General features: G+C 73.5%; 15 protein-coding genes. 12 read left to right on the top strand and 3 right to left on the bottom strand.

Annotated elements, in window-relative coordinates:
- The first annotated feature begins 23 nt into the window (after positions 1 to 23).
- From DQ238_RS22670 to DQ238_RS03470, 6 genes are read left to right on the top strand one after another with little or no spacing between them, the layout of a single operon-like run.
- Positions 24 to 845 (top strand): cytochrome c oxidase assembly protein, encoded by an 822-nt coding sequence (locus DQ238_RS22670; RefSeq protein ID WP_158550703.1) that lies wholly within the window; start codon positions 24 to 26, stop codon positions 843 to 845.
- Positions 842 to 1234: a cytochrome c family protein gene (locus DQ238_RS03490; RefSeq protein WP_199506114.1), complete on the top strand. Its 393-nt coding sequence runs from the start codon at positions 842 to 844 to the stop codon at positions 1232 to 1234. Before DQ238_RS22670 ends, DQ238_RS03490 begins: the two co-directional genes overlap by 4 nt.
- Positions 1231 to 2028 (top strand): c-type cytochrome, encoded by a 798-nt coding sequence (locus DQ238_RS03485; protein ID WP_113779932.1) that lies wholly within the window; start codon positions 1231 to 1233, stop codon positions 2026 to 2028. Before DQ238_RS03490 ends, DQ238_RS03485 begins: the two co-directional genes overlap by 4 nt.
- Positions 2025 to 2861: a ubiquinol-cytochrome c reductase iron-sulfur subunit gene (locus DQ238_RS03480; protein WP_113779931.1), complete on the top strand. Its 837-nt coding sequence runs from the start codon at positions 2025 to 2027 to the stop codon at positions 2859 to 2861. Before DQ238_RS03485 ends, DQ238_RS03480 begins: the two co-directional genes overlap by 4 nt.
- Positions 2858 to 4339 carry a ubiquinol-cytochrome c reductase cytochrome b subunit gene (locus tag DQ238_RS03475; RefSeq protein ID WP_199506113.1) on the top strand — a complete coding sequence of 494 codons (1482 nt, stop codon included), beginning with the start codon at positions 2858 to 2860 and terminating at the stop codon, positions 4337 to 4339. The genes DQ238_RS03480 and DQ238_RS03475 overlap by 4 nt, the downstream gene beginning before the upstream one ends.
- Positions 4336 to 4704 (top strand): hypothetical protein, encoded by a 369-nt coding sequence (locus DQ238_RS03470; protein WP_113779930.1) that lies wholly within the window; start codon positions 4336 to 4338, stop codon positions 4702 to 4704. The genes DQ238_RS03475 and DQ238_RS03470 overlap by 4 nt, the downstream gene beginning before the upstream one ends.
- 6 nt (positions 4705 to 4710) lie before the next feature.
- Here the strand turns inward: DQ238_RS03470 and DQ238_RS03465 are convergent, their stop codons facing one another.
- Together DQ238_RS03465 and DQ238_RS03460 are read right to left on the bottom strand one after the other, a co-directional pair.
- Entirely contained in the window at positions 4711 to 5124 is a 414-nt protein-coding gene (locus DQ238_RS03465; protein WP_113779929.1) for a hypothetical protein, read from the bottom strand.
- Between the two features lie 150 nt (positions 5125 to 5274).
- Entirely contained in the window at positions 5275 to 5778 is a 504-nt protein-coding gene (locus tag DQ238_RS03460; RefSeq protein WP_113779928.1) for a MarR family winged helix-turn-helix transcriptional regulator, read from the bottom strand.
- Between the two features lie 234 nt (positions 5779 to 6012).
- Here DQ238_RS03460 and DQ238_RS03455 point away from each other — a divergent pair, with 234 nt between their 5' ends.
- Positions 6013 to 6939, top strand: a complete 927-nt coding sequence (locus DQ238_RS03455; RefSeq protein ID WP_113779927.1) for an aldose 1-epimerase family protein — start codon at positions 6013 to 6015, stop codon at positions 6937 to 6939.
- Between the two features lie 6 nt (positions 6940 to 6945).
- Here DQ238_RS03455 and DQ238_RS03450 read toward each other — a convergent pair whose 3' ends face one another.
- Positions 6946 to 8055, bottom strand: a complete 1110-nt coding sequence (locus tag DQ238_RS03450; RefSeq protein ID WP_113779926.1) for an enolase C-terminal domain-like protein — start codon at positions 8053 to 8055, stop codon at positions 6946 to 6948.
- Between the two features lie 103 nt (positions 8056 to 8158).
- Between DQ238_RS03450 and DQ238_RS03445 the strand changes: the two genes are divergently transcribed.
- The 5 genes from DQ238_RS03445 to DQ238_RS03425 are packed head-to-tail and all read left to right on the top strand — an operon-like array spanning position 8159 to position 16265.
- Positions 8159 to 9973 (top strand): thiamine pyrophosphate-requiring protein, encoded by a 1815-nt coding sequence (locus tag DQ238_RS03445; protein ID WP_113779925.1) that lies wholly within the window; start codon positions 8159 to 8161, stop codon positions 9971 to 9973.
- A gap of 1 nt (position 9974) precedes the next feature.
- Positions 9975 to 13139, top strand: a complete 3165-nt coding sequence (locus tag DQ238_RS03440) for an FAD-binding and (Fe-S)-binding domain-containing protein (protein WP_113779924.1) — start codon at positions 9975 to 9977, stop codon at positions 13137 to 13139.
- Positions 13136 to 14146 (top strand): SDR family oxidoreductase, encoded by a 1011-nt coding sequence (locus DQ238_RS03435; RefSeq protein ID WP_113779923.1) that lies wholly within the window; start codon positions 13136 to 13138, stop codon positions 14144 to 14146. Before DQ238_RS03440 ends, DQ238_RS03435 begins: the two co-directional genes overlap by 4 nt.
- Positions 14143 to 14514 carry a hypothetical protein gene (locus DQ238_RS03430; RefSeq protein ID WP_113779922.1) on the top strand — a complete coding sequence of 124 codons (372 nt, stop codon included), beginning with the start codon at positions 14143 to 14145 and terminating at the stop codon, positions 14512 to 14514. The genes DQ238_RS03435 and DQ238_RS03430 overlap by 4 nt, the downstream gene beginning before the upstream one ends.
- A complete protein-coding gene (locus DQ238_RS03425) occupies positions 14511 to 16265 on the top strand; it encodes a glycoside hydrolase family 15 protein (RefSeq protein WP_199506112.1) in 1755 nt (584 codons plus the stop codon). Before DQ238_RS03430 ends, DQ238_RS03425 begins: the two co-directional genes overlap by 4 nt.
- Positions 16266 to 16388 lie beyond the last annotated feature (123 nt).

The raw sequence follows: 16388 nt of genomic DNA, 5'->3' as shown, positions 1-16388 counted from the left end.
CGCTGGGCCCGACGGTCGCCCTCGTGGGGGTGGCTGCTGCCGTGGTCGCCGTCTACCTCGCCGGGGTGGCGCGGTTGCGCGACGCCTCCCCCTGCTCGTCCTGGTCCTGGCGGCGGTACGCGTTCGTCGCCGGGGTCGCGGTCCTCGTGGCCGTGCTGCTCCCCCCGGTGGAGCCGGTGGTCGAGGACAGCTTCCCGGCGCACATGACCCAGCACGTCGTGCTGCTGCTGGTCGCCGCGCCCCTGCTCGCGCTGGGGGCGCCCGGCCTGCCGTTCCTCCTGGCACTGCCCCGCCGCTGGCGGCACCGGGTCGCCGTCGTCCGCGCCGCCGGCCCGGTCCGGCGCGGGCGGGCCCTGGCGACCGTGCCGGTGCTCGTCGTGGCGGTGCACGCCGCCGTGGTCAGCGCATGGCACCTGCCGGTCCTGTACGACGCCGCGCTGACCTCGACCGCGGTCCACGTCACCGAGCACGCCGCCTTCCTCGCGGTCGGCTGGTGGTTCTGGTCCCTGGTCACCCTGCCCACGGCCCAGCTGGACGGCCGTGCGGTGCTCTACGTCGTCGCCAGCGGGCTGCCCATGAACCTGCTCGGCGCGGTGCTCACCTTCGCGCCGCGGCCGCTCTACCCGGCACAGACCGGCACCGGCCCGGACGCGCTGACCGAGCAGCAGCTGGCCGGGTTGCTCATGTGGGTCCCCGCCGGCGTGGTGTCCCTGGTCCTGTGTGCCGTCCTGGTGCTGCTCTGGCTGCGCCGGCTGGAACGGGAGAGCCCGGCCGGGGTTCCGCTGCCACCCCCGGGGGTACCGGCCGAGATCCGGGTGGCGACCCGCGAGGAGGTGCAACGGTGAGGCGCTCCTGGTCGGGGCCGGTGCCGTGGGTCACCGCACTGTTCACGGTCGTCGCCGTCACCGCGTGCTCCCCTCCCGGTTCGGCACTCCCTCCCGCGGAGTCCGACCTCGGCGACCCCGACCGCGGCCGCACGCTGATCGCCGAGTACGGCTGCGGTTCCTGTCACGTGGTCCCCGGGGTGCAGAACGCCGTCGGCCTGGTCGGCCCACCGCTGACCAGTTTCGGGCGGCGCAGCTACATCGCCGGTGAGTTGCAGAACAACGCCGACAACCTGCAACGCTGGATCCGCGACCCGCAGGACGTCGAGCCCGGCACCGCCATGCCCGACCTGGGGGTCACCGCGATCGACGCCCGGGACATCGCCGCCTACCTCCTGACGCTCGGATGACCGGCCGCCCCGCCCGCGTGCCGCGCGTCTTCCCCCTGGTGCTCGGCGTGCTGGTGCTCGGCGTGGTCCTCGCCTCGGCGCTGCCCGGCGTGGCGGCGACCGCAGCGCCGTCACCCGCGCCCGGCACGGGTACCGCCGCACCGCCGCGACCGGGCCAGACCCAGTTCCAGCGCGGGGAGTCGCTGTACCAGAGCAGCTGCGCCAGCTGCCACGGGCAGGCCGGCCAGGGCAGCCAGCGCGGGCCGACGCTGATCGGGGTGGGCGCAGCGTCGGTCGACTTCTGGGTCGGGACGGGGCGCATGCCGCTGGCCGAGGAGCGGGTGGACGCCCAGCGCCGGGCCCCGGCGTTCGACGAGCAGGACATCGACGCCCTGGTCACCTACGTCACCTCCTTCGGAGGGGACGGCCCGGCCATCCCGACCGTGCACCCGGGGGACCTGACCCTCGGCCGGGAGATCTACCTGCAGAACTGCGCCGCCTGCCACTCGGCCGGCGGCTCCGGCTACACCCAGGTCGGCGGCCAGGTGGCCCCGTCCCTGCTGGAGGCGACGCCGGTGCAGGTCGCCGAGGCGATCAGGATCGGACCGGGCCAGATGCCGCAGTGGCCGGAGGAGGTCCTCGACCAGGGACAGGTCGACGCGGTGGTCACCTACGTCCAGGAGCTGCAGCGGCTGCCGAACCGGGGCGGCCTCGACCTCGGCCGGATCGGACCGGTCACCGAGACCGTCGTCGGGTTCGCCGGGGTCGCGCTGCTCCTGGTCGTGATCCGCCGGCTCGGGAAGCGGGCGCCGTGAAGCGCCGGTCGGCGGAGGCCTGGGTCTCCGCCTGCTTCCTCGGTGCAGCCGCGGCCGCCGTCGGTTTCGTCGTCGCCTACGTGGTGGATGCCGGACCGCAGGTGCTCGGCGGCCTGCTGGGGACCGCGTGTGCCGCGCTGGCGGTCGGGCTCGTGCTGTGGGCCGCCCAGCTGCTGCCCAGCGGCACCTACGTCGAGGAACGCAGACCGATGCAGCCACCGGAGGCGACGCAGACCGCGTTCGTCGAGACGCTCCACCGCGGGAGCTCCGGAACGCCGCGGCTGCTGCGCCGCACCCTCCTCCTGGCCGGGCTCGCCCTCGGCGCCGCGGTCGTCGTGCCACTGCGCAGCCTGCTCCTGCCGACCAGCGCGCCGCCCGCACGCGCGCTGCGCCAGACACCGTGGCGCAGGGGCGTGCGGCTCATGACCCGCGAGGGCGACCTCGTCCGGGCCGACGACGTCCCGCAGGGGACCGACCTCACCGTCTTCCCCGAGGGGATGCCGCGCGCCGACGACGCGACGGCCATCGTCGTCCGCGTGGATCCCCGCGAGCTGCAGCAACCGGCCGAGGGCACCGTGGCCGGCATCCTCGCCTTCTCCAAGCTCTGCACCCACGCCGGCTGCCCGGTGGGCCTGTACGAGCAGACGACCCGGCAGCTGTTCTGCCCCTGCCACCAGTCCGTCTTCGACGTCCTCTCCGGCGCCGAGGCGGTGGCCGGGCCGGCGGCACGCGCCCTGCCCCGGCTCCCGCTGGCGGTGGACGGCGACGGCTACCTCGTCGCGGACGGCGACTTCGACGGACAGGTCGGACCGACCTTCTGGAGGCCGGAGTGATCACGCGGTGGATGGTGCGGCGACTCGACGACCGCTTGGGTTTCTCGCCGGTGGCGCGGTCGGGACTGAACAAGGTCTTCCCCGACCACTGGACGTTCATGATGGGCGAGATCGCGCTCTACTCGTTCACCTACCTCGTCCTCTCCGGGGTGTTCCTCACCCTCTTCTTCGACGCCTCGACGACGAGGACGACGTACGAGGGCGGCTACGCGCCGCTGGCCGGGTCGGAGGTCTCGGCGGCCTACGCCTCGTCGGTGCAGCTCTCGATGGACGTGCGCTTCGGCCTCGTCGCGCGCCAGTCCCACCACTGGGCGGCGCTGCTGTTCACCGGGGCGATCGTGGTGCACCTGTGCCGGATCTTCTTCACGGGTGCCTTCCGCCGCCCGCGCGGGGTCAACTGGGTCGTCGGCGTCACGCTGCTGGTGCTGGCCATCGCCAACGGCTTCGCCGGTTACTCGCTGGCCGACGACCTGCTCTCCGGGACCGGGTTGCGGGTGGCCAACGCCGTCCTGCTGTCCATCCCGGTGGTCGGCGCGTGGGCGGAGTTCCTGGCCTTCGGCGGTGAGTTCCCGGCCGAGGCGATGATCCCGCGGCTGTACGTCGTGCACATCCTGGTCGTCCCGGCGCTCATCGTGACGCTGATCACGGCGCACATGGTCATCCTCGTCCGGCAGAAGCACAGCCACTTCCCGGGCCCCGGGCGCACGGACACCAACGTCGTCGGCTCGCGGCTGTGGCCCGGGTACGCGGTCCGCAGCCTGGGCCTGCTCTTCGCCGTCGTCGCCCTGTGCCTGCTGCTGGGCGGACTGGTGCAGATCAACCCGATCTGGCTGTGGGGACCGTTCGAGCCGGGCTCGGCGACCGCCCCGTCCCAACCGGACTGGTACGTCGGCTGGCTCGACGGCGCGCTGCGGCTGTGGCCGGCGTGGGAGCCGATCGTCTTCGGGCACCGGCTGCCCGCCCTGTTCGTACCGGCGATCGTGCTGCCGGGCCTGACCTTTCTCGGGCTCTACCTGTACCCGCTGCTGGAGCGGCTGATGACCGGGGACCGTGCGCCGCACCAGGTGCTCCAGCGACCACGGGAGCGCCCCGGGCGGGTGGCGTTCGGCGTCGCGGCGCTCACCTTCTACGGGCTGCTGCTGACCGCCTTCAGCATCGACGTCGTCAGCAAGTTCACCGGCATCCCCGTCTACCTCCTCATCTACACCTTCCGCGTCGCGGTGCCGGCCCTGCCGGTCGTGACCGGGCTGGTCGCCTTCGTCCTGGCGCGAGCCCTGCGGGACAGCGGCGCCGACGGCTTCCTGGCACTCACCTGGGCCGACGTCCGCGGCGCCCTCCGGCGGCGCAAGCCGGTGCCCGAGGCCCCCTCGGCGACCGAGGAGCCTCGGGAGGCGGCCCCGGAGGAGCCGGACGAGGAGCGGGAACCCGAGCAGGCGGAGCCCGAGCCGGTGCGTGTACCCGCCGGCCCGGTGCCGTGAGTCCCCGGGAGCGGGTCGTCGTCTCCCAGGAGGACGACGGGTCGTGGCGCTGGCGCTACGTGGGCACCGACACCGACGGGAAACCGGTCCAGCTGCCCGGCAACGATCCCGAGGACTCGTGCGAGGAGGCCGTGGCCGCGGCCCGGGTGGCCTACCCAGGCCTGCCGGTGCAGGTCGACGCCCCACCGAACGAGCGAGGACCCGCGGCGGAGGCGCGACCGCGCGGGCTGCGACCAGCCCTCCTGGTCCTCCTCCTCGGCGGGGTCAGCGCGGCCCGGCACCGGTGGGGAGGGGCCGCGGCGGCCGCTGTCCTCGCCGGTCTGCTCGCTGCCCGGGGTGCACGGCGACGCCGGCACCGGCGCTGACCCGCCTCAGGACCCGCCTCGGCCGAGGCCCATCCTGCGGCGCAGCCGCACCCAGGTCACCTCCTCGAGCTCCTCCCCCGGTGCCAGCGGAGGCCCCACCAGCGGACCGTCCGGATGGTGCTCGGGCGCCGGCTTCCGGGTCTGCTCGCGTCGGCTCTCGCGCCACAGGTGCACGAGCCCGACCGTGGTGAGGACGGCGAAGACCAGCCACTCGACGGCGTAGGAGTAGTTGAGCAGCGCACCCCGCTCCCGGGCACGCCCCCACTGCCACAGCGACAGCCGGACCATCAGCCCGATGACGAAGACGGCAGCGGCGACGACGACGACCGCCCGGAACCACCGGCCGGCCGACGGGCCGCGGGTGTGGGGGTCCGTCGAGGTCTGCTCCGGCGACGCCGTCCGCCGAGAGGATCGGGGCACCAGCGCCTCCTCCGTCGACCCGCGGACCTCTCCGTCACTGTGGCACAGCCCGCTCGGACGAGCCTGCGCAGTCCCGCCCGCACCGGGTCGGCCGGGTCCGTGCCAGCAGCCTCGTCCCGCACGGCGCCGACCCTCGAGCGGCGGGCCTCGTCAGGGCGCCGGCTCGGTCCCGTTCTGCAGCGGCGCGCCCTCCGGGGAGGCGGGGACCGGGGAGCCGTTGCCGTCCGGGGACGCCGACCGGCCGGCGTCGACCAGGGCCGCCAGCGCGGCCACCACGGTCTCCTGCTGGCGCGCCGGCAGCCGCTCCAGGCAGCCCCGGACGGCGGCCAGCCGCAAGGAGTCGTAGCGATCGAGGGTCCTCGACCCCGCGGGCGTGAGCGAGAGGGTGATCTCGCGACGGGTCTGCGGCGACGGCCGGCGGTCGGTCAGGCCCGCGGCCACCAGCCGGTCGACCAGGCGGCTGGCGGTGGAGACGGTGGTCCCCATCGCCTGGGCCAGCTGCACGAGGTTGACGGCGGGGTTCTCCTGGAGCACGGTCAGGGCCCGCAGCTGCACGGCGGACACGGTGTCGATCTGATCGGCGGCCTGCGCCGAGATCCCCATGGCCATCCGGACGGCCGCCACCAGCACCTCGTCCGCCGGTGTGCACTCCACGGGGACTCCTTCCTGTCTGCGGTCGCCGCCCGGGGCGGACGTCGGCACCCGGTCCGATCGGGACGACACGTCAGTGGGGCATGCGGTTCCCGACGGCCAACCCGAGCGCCGGGTGGTGCTCGGGTTGGCCGCGGCCTTGTAGCCACTCTACCGTTGTCTCCAGGCAATTGTTTGCGTGCCGCAGTTCACGGACGGTTCGGGGAGCGGCACGGTCCCGAGGAGACAGGCGCCGACATGCACACCACCCCCGCACCGTCGGGCAAGCAGTTCACCCTGCGCTTCGGGGACCAGCACGCGGTCGTGACCGAGGTGGGCGCGGCGCTGCGGCGCTACGCCGTCGCGGACGTCGACGTCCTCGACGGCTACGCCGCGACGGAGATGTGCACCGACGCGCGGGGGCAGACCTTCATCCCCTGGCCCAACCGCATCGCCGACGGCCGCTACGAGTTCGGGGGCGAGGAGCACCAGCTGCCCCTGAGCGAGCCCGCCGTCGGCAACGCGATCCACGGGCTGACGCGCTGGGTGGACTGGCGCCTGGTGCGGGGCGGCCCGCTGAGCCTGCGGTTCGCCCACCACCTGGCGCCGCAGCCGGGTTACCCCTTCGACCTGCGCTGCGAGATCACCTACCGGATCGGTGAGGGCGGCCTCCGGGTCGAGACCCGGGCCACCAACGTCGGAGCTCGCCCGTGCCCGTACGCCACCGGAGCGCACCCCTACATCCGGCTCGGCGCGCAGCAGGTCGACGACCTCGAGGTGCACCTGCCCGCACGGGTCTGGTACCCGACCGACGACCGCGGGATCCCCACCGGACGCCGGCCGGTGGACGGCACCGACCGGGACCTGCGCACCCCCCGCCGGATCGGGTCGACCGAGCTGGACACGGCCTTCACCGACCTGGTCCAGGACACCACCGGGACGACGACGGTCCAGGTGAGCGCGCCCGGTGGGCACCGGGTCGACCTGTGGATGGACGGCGCCTACCGCTACGTCGAGCTGTTCACGGGGGACTCGCTCCCCGAGCCCGAGCGGCGCCGCCGGTCCCTGGGCGTGGAGCCCATGACCGCGGCGCCCAACGCCTTCCGGACCGGCGACGGCCTGCGCACCCTCGAGCCCGGGGAGACCACCAGCGCCAGCTGGGGGCTGCGCCCGGGGCTCACCTGATCGCTCTCAGGCCACCCGGTAGCGCTCCAGGTCCGCCGTCCGCACGGTCAGCCCCAAGCCCGGCCGGGAGCGGTCCGGGCGGAGGACGCCGTCGGGCTCGGGGCGGAGGACGCCGTCGAAGGCCATGCCCTCGATCCGGACGTGGTCGTGGAAGTACTCCAGGTGCCGCAGGTGCCACACCGCGGTGCCGGCGTGCGCGGCGACCTGCGGCGCGCAGTGCAGGGAGAGGTCCGTGCTGCGGGCGTCGCAGAGCGCGGCCACCCGCACGAACGCGCTGATGCCGCCGCAGCGGGTGACGTCGGCCTGCAGGCAGTCGACCGCCTCCGCGTCGAGCAGGTGGTGGAAGTAGGGCAGGTCGTAGCCGTACTCCCCCGCCGCGACGTCCAGGCCGCCCGGACCGCGGTCGCGCACCAGCCGCAGCCCGGCCAGGTCGTCGGAGCTGACCGGCTCCTCCAGCCAGCGCACGCCGCGGTCGGCGAAGCGGTGGGCCCACTCCAGCGCCTGCTTGCGGGTGTAGGCCCCGTTGGCGTCGACGAACAGCTCGACGTCGTCCCCGATGGCGTCGCGCGCCACGCGCACCCGGTGGGTGTCCGCGGCGGGGTCGCGGCCGACCTTGATCTTGACCCGCGGGATCCCGGCCTCGACCCAGCCGGCCAGCTGGTCGGCGAGCGTGCGGTCGTCGTAGGAGGTGAACCCGCCGCTGCCGTAGACGGGGGTGCCGTCGTGCACGGCGCCGATCGCCACGGTCAGCGGCACGTCGAGCAGCCGGGCGTGCAGGTCCCAGAGGGCGACGTCCACGGCCGAGATCGCCTCCGCGACGAGCCCGGGCCGACCGAGGTTGCGGACGGCGTGGTGCATCGCCGCCCAGGAGGCCGCCGGCGTGGTCGCGTCCCGGCTCCGGACGACGTCGGCGAGCTCGCCGGTGACCACGGAGGCCGCGGACGGGCCGGCGTAGGTCCAGCCGATCCCGGTGGTCCCGCCGGAGTGCGCGGAGACCAGCACGAGCGTCGTCGAGTCCCACGCCAGCGTGCCGTCGGACTCGGGCCGGTCGGTCGGGATCGTGTACGCGGCGGCGTCGACGCGGTCGACCGCCGCCGGAGCGCTGCATCGGGTCATGTCTGCATGGTGCGCAAGTGTTGGCACAAATCAAATGTGTGTAGAGATCAACCTCGGGTAGGACCGCGGCGCACACACTGGACTCCGACCGCAGGGGGACGCCATGCCAGAGGTCGCCGACTACGTGCTGAGCCGACTGTCCGAGTGGGGGATCCACCGGATCTACGGCTACCCGGGTGACGGGATCAACGGGTTCCTCGGTGCCTTCGACCGCGCGAACGGGGACCCGGAGATCATCCAGCCCCGGCACGAGGAGATGGGCGCGTTCATGGCGACCGCGCACGCCAAGTTCACCGGCGGGGTGGGCTGCTGCATCGCCACCTCCGGGGGTGGGGCGATCCACCTGCTCAACGGCCTCTACGACGCCAAGCTCGACCACCAGTCGGTGCTGGCGATCGTCGGGCAGCAGAAGCGGATCTCCGTCGGCGCCGCCTTCCAGCAGGAGATCCGGCCGGAGCTGCTGTTCACCGACGTCTCGGACTACGTCGGATACGTCATGCACCCGGCGCAGGCGCGCTCGGTCATCGACCGGGCGCTGAAGGTCGCGATCTCCCAGCGCGGCGTGGCGACGATCATCATCCCGGTCGACGTGCAGATGGAGGATGCCGAACCCTCGCCGCCGTTCGAACACGGCGCGGTCTACACCAGCATCGGAGTGACCAAGCCGCGGATCATCCCGCCGGAGACCGAGCTGCGCAAGGCCGCCGAGATCCTCAACTCCGGCCAGAAGGTCGCGATGCTCGTCGGGCAGGGCGCGGTGGAGGCCGCCGACGAGGTGGTGCAGGCCGCCGAGCTGCTCGGCGCCGGCGTGGCCAAGACCCTGCTCGGCCGCGAGACGCTCCCGGACGACCTGCCGTTCGTCACCGGCCCGATCGGACTGCTCGGCTCCACCGCGAGCGAGAAGATGATGACCGACTGCGACACCCTCTTCATGATCGGCACGAGCTTCCCCTACTCCGAGTGGCTGCCCAAGGAGGGCCAGGCCCGGGGCGTCGAGATCGACATCGACGGCCGCTACATCGGGATCCGCTACCCGATGGAGGCCAACCTCGTCGGCGACGCCAAGGAGACCCTCAAGGCGCTCATCCCGCTGCTCGAGCGCAAGCAGGACCGCTCCTGGCGGGAGACGGTGGAGAAGCAGGTCGAGGAGTGGTGGCGGATCCTCGACGACCGGGCGCACGACCGCGCCGACCCGGTCAACCCGGAGCTGGTCGCGTACGAGTTCTCGCCGCGGATCCCCGACCGCGCCATCCTCACCGCCGACTCCGGTTCGGGCACCAACTGGTGGGCGCAGTACCTGAAGCTGCGCACGGGCATGCAGGCCTCGCTGTCCGGGAACCTGGCCACGATGGGCGCCGCCACGCCGTACGCGATCAGCGCCAAGCTGGACCAGCCCGACCGCCCGGTGATCGCCTTCGTCGGTGACGGCGCGTTCCAGATGAACGGCATGGCCGAGCTGATCACCGTCAAGCGCTACCGCGACCGCCTGACCGCGCAGAACCCCACGCTGGTGTTCTGTGTCTTCAACAACCAAGACCTCAACCAGGTCACCTGGGAGCAGCGCGCCGAGGCCGGCGACCCCAAGTACCCCGGCACCCAGTACATCCCCGACGTCCGCTACTCCCAGTTCGCCGAGATCCTGGGGCTCAAGGGCGTCTTCTGCGACGACCCGAAGCGGGTGGGCTCGGCCTGGGACGAGGCGCTGGCCGCCGACCGGCCGTGCGTGCTCGAGTTCAAGACCGACCAGGAGGTCCCGCCGATCCCGCCGCGCATCCAGAAGGACCTGGGGATGAAGTCGGCCAAGGCGATGCTCAAGGGCGACCCGGAGGAGGCCGGCGTCATCGTCGAGGGCGCCAAGCAGGAGCTGCACAAGTTCGCCGAGAAGGTCAGGGAAGTGCTGCCCGGGAAGAAGGACTGACATGGCGCTGGGGACCGAGATCGCCGTCCCCGCCCACGGGGACACCCGGTTCGTCACCGGGATGGCCGCCACCGAGACGATCAACGTCGCGGGGCTGGAGCGTCACCTGCGCCGGCACGTGCGCGGTGAGGTGCGCTTCGACCGGGGCTCGCTGGCCGTGTACGCCAACGACTCCTCGAACTTCCGCCAGACCCCGATCGGCGTCGTGGTGCCGAAGACGCTGGACGACGTCGTCGAGACGATGAAGGCCTGCTCCCGCTACCGAGCGCCGGTCACCGCCCGCGGCGGCGGCACCAGCCTGTCCGGCGAGACGGTCAACAACGCCGTGATCATCGACGTCTCCAAGTACCTCACCGGCATCGGCGACGTCGACGTCCCCGGCAGCCGGGTCACCTGCGAGCCCGGGGTCATCAACGAGCAGCTCAACGAGAAGACCGGCAAGCAGAACCTGGTCTTCGGCCCCGACCCCTCCTCGCACTCCCGCTGCACCATCGGCGGCAACGTCGGCAACAACTCCTGCGGCATCCACTCGGTGCAGGCCAGGCACTACGGCCCGGGCCCGCGGACGTCGGACAACACGCACGCCCTGGAGGTCGTCACCTACGACGGCGAGCGCTTCTGGGTGGGCGTGGACGAGGAGGACCAGCTCGACGCGATCATCGCCGCCGGCGGGCGCAAGGGCGAGGTCTACGCCGAGCTCCGGGACCTGCGCGACCGGTACGCCGACGACATCCGGGCCGGCTACCCGTCGGTCGACGTGCTGCCCCGGCGCGTGTCGGGCTACAACCTCGACGAGCTGCTGCCGGAGCGGGGGTTCAACGTCGCCCGTGCCCTGGTCGGCACCGAGGGCACCTGCGCGGTCGCCCTGCAGGCGACGCTGCTGCTCACCCCGGGGCTGTTCGAGCGCACCACCGTGCTCATCCAGTACCCGGACATCGCCGCGGCGGCCACCCACGTCGTGGAGATCCAGCAGTGGAAGCCGATCGGCCTGGAGGGGATCGACCACCAGCTGATCCACGACCAGCAGCTCAAGCACCTCAACGAGGCGGCCCTGCAGGAGCTGCCGAGGTACGGCCAGGGCGGGGCCTGGCTCATGGTGCAGTTCGGCGCCGACACCGCCGAGGAGTCAGAGGGGCGCGCCCGGGACTTCATCCGCTGGCTGCAGGAGGAGAAGGGGTACGAGGCCGACCGCATCAGCGTCGCCAAGAGCAAGGAGGAGGGCGGCGGCAGCGAGCAGCTCTGGGCCATCCGCGAGGCCGGCCTGGGTTCCACCGCGTTCCCGCCGGACGGGCAGGACCACTGGCCCGGCTGGGAGGACTCCGCCGTCCCACCGGAGAAGGCCGGGGACTACATCCGCGACCTCAAGGCCCTCTACGCGAAGTACGGCACGCCGGGGCAGATCTACGGCCACCTCGGCGAGGGCTGCATCCACACCCGGATCGACTTCGACCTGCGGCACGCCGACGGCCTCGCCACCTACCGCGCCTTCCTGGAGGAGGCCTCGGACCTGGTCGTCTCCTACGGCGGCACGCTGTCCGGGGAGCACGGGGACGGCCAGCAGCGCGCCGAGCTGCTGGAGAAGATGTACGGCCCGCGGCTGATGCAGGCGATGCGGGAGTTCAAGCTCATCTGGGACCCGCACTGGAAGATGAACCCCGGCAAGGTCGTCGAGCCCTACCGCTTCGACGAGAACCTCAAGCTGGGCACCGACTACAACCCGTGGCGCCCCGACGTGCGGTTCGCCTACGCCGAGGACGGCGGCGACTTCGCGCACGCCACCCTGCGCTGCGTCGGCGTGGGCAAGTGCCGCGACCCGGAACCGGTGCAGACCATGTGCCCGAGCTTCCAGGTGACCCGGGAGGAGAAGCACTCCACCCGCGGCCGGGCGCGGCTGCTGTTCGAGATGCTCCGCGGGGAGGTGATCACCGACGGCTGGCAGTCGGCGGAGGTCGCCGACGCGCTGGAGCTGTGCCTGGCCTGCAAGGGCTGCACCGGCGACTGCCCGGTCGACGTCGACATGCCGACCTACAAGGCGGAGTTCCGCCACCACCACTACAAGTCGTGGCGGCGCTGGCGGCACCGCTACGCCTACGCCTTCGGGTTCATCGACCAGGCCGCCCGGCTGGTGGCTCTCGCGCCCGGACTGGTCAACGCCGTCACCCAGACACCCGGGTTGTCGCTGCTGCCCAAGCTGGTCGCCGGCATCGACCGGCACCGGCCGCTGCCGACGTTCGCGCCGCTCACCCTGCAGCAGTGGTTCGCCGAGCGGGGCGGCACGACGAACCCGCACGGACGGCGGGTGGTGCTCTTCCCCGACACCTTCAACAACCACCTGCACACCGACGTCGGGGTGGCCTGCGTGGAGGCGCTCGAGGCCGCCGGCTGGCAGGTCGTGGTGCCCGAGGGCCACGTCTGCTGTGGCCGGCCGCTGTACGACTACGGCTTCCTCGACATGGCCGAGCGCTACCTGCACCGGGTGCTCGACGTGCTGCGCGACGAGGTCCGCGCCGGCACGCCCGTGGTCGGCATGGAGCCCAGCTGCCTCGCGGTCTTCAAGGACGAACTGGTCAAGATGCTGCCGCACGACGACGACGCGTCCCGGCTGGCCCGCAACGCCCACCACTTCGCGGAGTTCTTCACGACCTTCGACGTCGAGCCGCCGAAACTGGACGGCGAGGCCCTGATGTGGGGGCACTGCCACCACCGGGCCACCGGCGGCGTCGAGCCGGAGCAGCAGCTGCTCGAGCAGATGGGCCTGTCGGTGGACTCGCTGACGGGCGGCTGCTGCGGGCTGGCCGGCGCCTGGGGCTTCGAGAAGGGCAAGTACGAGATCTCTCTCGCCTGCGGGGAGCAGGCGCTGCTGCCGGCGGTGCGCGACGCCGACCGGGACACGGTCGTCGTCGCCAACGGGTTCTCCTGCAAGACGCAGATCGCCGACGCCGGCACCGGCCGGCGCGCGCTGCACGTCGCCCAGGTGATGCAGCTGGCCCGCGAGCACGGGCGCGGCGCGCTGGCCGACGGGCGGCCCGAGCGCGCCGTCGCCGGTCGCCCTCCGGCCGGGTTCCGGCGGCGAGCCGTGCGGGCTGCGCTGCCGGTCGCCGCGCTCGCCGCCTCCGGCGCCGCCGTCCTCACCCGCTGGCAATCCGCGAAGGGGCGCATCGGATGAGTCAGACCGTCGTCGTGACCGGGGCCAGCGGCGGGATCGGGCGGGCCACCGCCATCGCCTTCGCCCGGCGCGGCGACCGGGTGGCGCTGCTGGCCCGCGGCGAGAAGGGGCTGGCGGCCGCCGCCGAGGACGTGCGCGCCGCCGGAGGGACGCCGCTGGTCGTGCCGGTCGACGTCTCCGACGCCGAGGCGGTCGAGGCGGCAGCCGACCGGGTGGAGCGCGAGCTCGGCCCGATCGACGTGTGGTGCAACTGCGCCTTCAGCACCGTGTTCGCCCGGTTCGAGGACGTCAGCCCTGAGGAGTGGACCCGGGCCACCGCGGTCACCTACTTCGGCTTCGTCAACGGGACCCGGGCCGCGCTCCGGCGGATGAAGCCACGCAACCGCGGCGTGGTCGTGCAGACCGGGTCGGCGCTGGCCTACCGGGGCATCCCGCTGCAGAGCGTGTACTGCGGGGCCAAGCACGCCATCAAGGGCTTCACCGAGTCGGTGCTCACCGAGCTGAAGAACGAGGGCAGCGGCGTGCGGGTCACGGTGGTCAACGCCCCCGGGGTGAACACCCCGCAGTTCGACTGGGTGCTCAACAAGCTGCCCAAGCGCCCGCAACCGGTCGCGCCGATCTACCAGCCCGAGGTCATGGCCGGCGCGATGGTGCACGCCAGCGAGCACCCCCGTCGCCGGGCCTGGCAGGTGGGGATCTCCACCGTCTACACCATCCTGGGCGAGAAGGTCTCCCCGCAGTTCGTGGACTGGTACCTGGCCCGCAACGGGGTCGAGGGGCAGCAGACCGACCGGGACACCCGGCCCACCGACCCGGTCAACCTGTGGGAGCCGGCGGACGGGCCCGACGGTCGGGACTTCGGTGCGCGGGGTCGGTTCAGCGACGAGGCGTGGACCCGGGACCCGCAGATCTGGGCGAGCCGGCACCACGGCGCGGTGGCCGTCCTGGGCGCCGCCGCGACCGCGGGGATCGGGGTCGGGCTGGCGTCGCTGCGGAACCGGCGGTGACCGACTCCCGGACCCGCCGCCGGACCCTTCCGCGGACCTTCGCGGCCACCCGGGCCGTCTGGGGCGTCTGCCTGGCCGTCCTCCCCGGACGCACCACCCGGCTGCTGGGGGTCGGCCGACCGGAGCCGCGCGCCTGGATCGTGCGCGTCCTCGGGGGCCGGCTGATCGCTCAGAACGCGTGGGTACTGCTGAACCCGACGCGCGGCCGAGTCCTGGCCGGCGCCGCGGTCGACGTCCTCCATGCGGCGAGCATGGCCCTCGTGGCCGCGTGCTGGCCCGCCTACCGGCGGCCGGCGTCGATCAGCGCAGCGACCGCGGCGGCCTCGGGCCTGCTCGGCGCGCTCACCGCACCACGGGCCCAGCCATGACTCCCGAGCGGACCCACCCCTCCCCGCCCGGCATGCCCCTGCACGTCCTGCGTGAGTACGCACTGATCGCCGACGGCGAGCGCGGCGCCCTGGTCGGCCCGCGGGGCGGCATCTCCTGGCTGTGCCTGCCACGGTGGCACGACGAACCGGTCTTCGGCGACCTGCTCGGCGGCGGCGGGACCTACGCGGTCACGCCGTCGGGACGGTTCGTCTGGGGCGGCTTCTACGAGCCGGCCTCGCTGATCTGGCGCAGCCGGTGGATCGTCGACGACGGCTCGGTGATCGAGTGCCGGGAAGCCCTGGCCCGGCCCACCGACCCGCGCAACGCCGTCCTGATCCGGCAGGTCCGGGCGGTCACCGGCACCGCACGGGTCGAGGTGACCCTCGACCTCCGGTCCGGAGGGCGCGCTCACGGGCGGTCCCATCCGCACCGGGACGAGGACCGGTGGACCGGGCGCTCGGGGCCGCTGCACTGGCGCTGGACGGGAGCGTCGGACGCCGCACCCGGCCGGGACGGCGTGCTGCGCGCCGAGCTCCTCGTCGATGAGGGGGACGCGGTCGACCTGGTGCTGGAGACGGGGCTGGACGCGCCGGGGGACCGGCCCAACCCCGACCGGCTGTGGTCGACCACCACGGCCTCGTGGCAGGAGGGGGTGCCCGACCTGGACGCGGGGTCGGCGAGCCGGGACGCTCGGCATGCCTACGCCGTCCTGCACGGCCTCACCAGCAGCAGCGGCGGCATGGTCGCCGCTGCCACCATGGGCCTGCCGGAGCGGGCTCGGCGGGACACCTCCTACGACTACCGCTACGTCTGGATCCGCGACCAGGCCTACGCCGGGCTCGCCGCGGCCGAGCACGGGCCGCTGCCCGCGCTGCACGACGCCGTCCGGTTCGCCACCGCCCGACTGCTCGAGGACGGCGACCGGATCAAGCCGGCCTACCGCGTGGACGGGGGTCCCGTCCCCGACGAGCACGACCTCGACCTGCCCGGCTACCCCGGCGGCCAGCCGCGGGCCGGCAACCGGGTCAACCAGCAGTTCCAGCTCGACGCCGTCGGCGAGGTGCTGCAGCTGCTGGCCGCCGCGGCCCGGACGGACTGCCTGGACGCCGACGGCTGGCGGGCCGCCCAGGTCGCCGTCGACGTCGTCGAGAAGCGCTGGGACTCGCCCGAGGCCGGCATCTGGGAACTCGAGGACGACTGGTGGACGCAGTCCCGGCTCGCCGTCGTGGCCGGCCTGCGCCGGATCGCGGAGGTGGCCCCGAGCCCCGGGGACGCCGGGCGGGCCGCCACCCTGGCCGACGGCATCCTCGCCGAGACCGGCCGCCGGTGCCTGGCTCCCGAGGGCTGGTGGCAGCGCAGCCCGTCGGTGGCCGGCGTGGACGCCTCGCTGCTGCTGTCCCCGGTCCGCGGTGCCCTGCCGATGGACGACCCCCGGTCACAGGCCACCCTGGCCGCCGTCCGCGACCAGCTGACCCAGGACGGGTACGTCTACCGCTTCCGGCCGAGCCCCGCCCCGCTCGGCGAGCTGGAGGGCGCCTTCCTCCTGTGCGGCTTCGTCCTGGCCCTCGCCGAGCACGCCGCGGGCGACGAGGTCGCCGCCGCCCGCGCGTTCGAGCGGACCCGGGCGGCCTGCGGCACGCCGGGCCTGCTCGCCGAGGAGTTCGACGTCCGCCAGCGCCAGCTGCGCGGCAACCTCCCCCAGGCGTTCGTGCACGCACTCCTGCTCGAGTGTGCCGCCACGCTGACCTAGTGTCCTGCACCGGAGATCCGTGTAAGAAGTCGTCCGAGTGACTCCAGGATCTGTTCGGCGGTCTTGGTCCAGATGAACGGCTTGGGGTTGGCGTTCCAGCCCCTGACCCAGTCGCGGATGTCG

Origin of the sequence: Geodermatophilus sp. TF02-6, from assembly GCF_003319115.1 — a bacterium.
Taxonomy (GTDB): Bacteria; Actinomycetota; Actinomycetes; order Mycobacteriales; family Geodermatophilaceae; genus Geodermatophilus.
The sequence above is the reverse complement of the archived record's forward strand: the minus strand, read 5'-3'. Positions and strand labels throughout refer to the sequence as shown.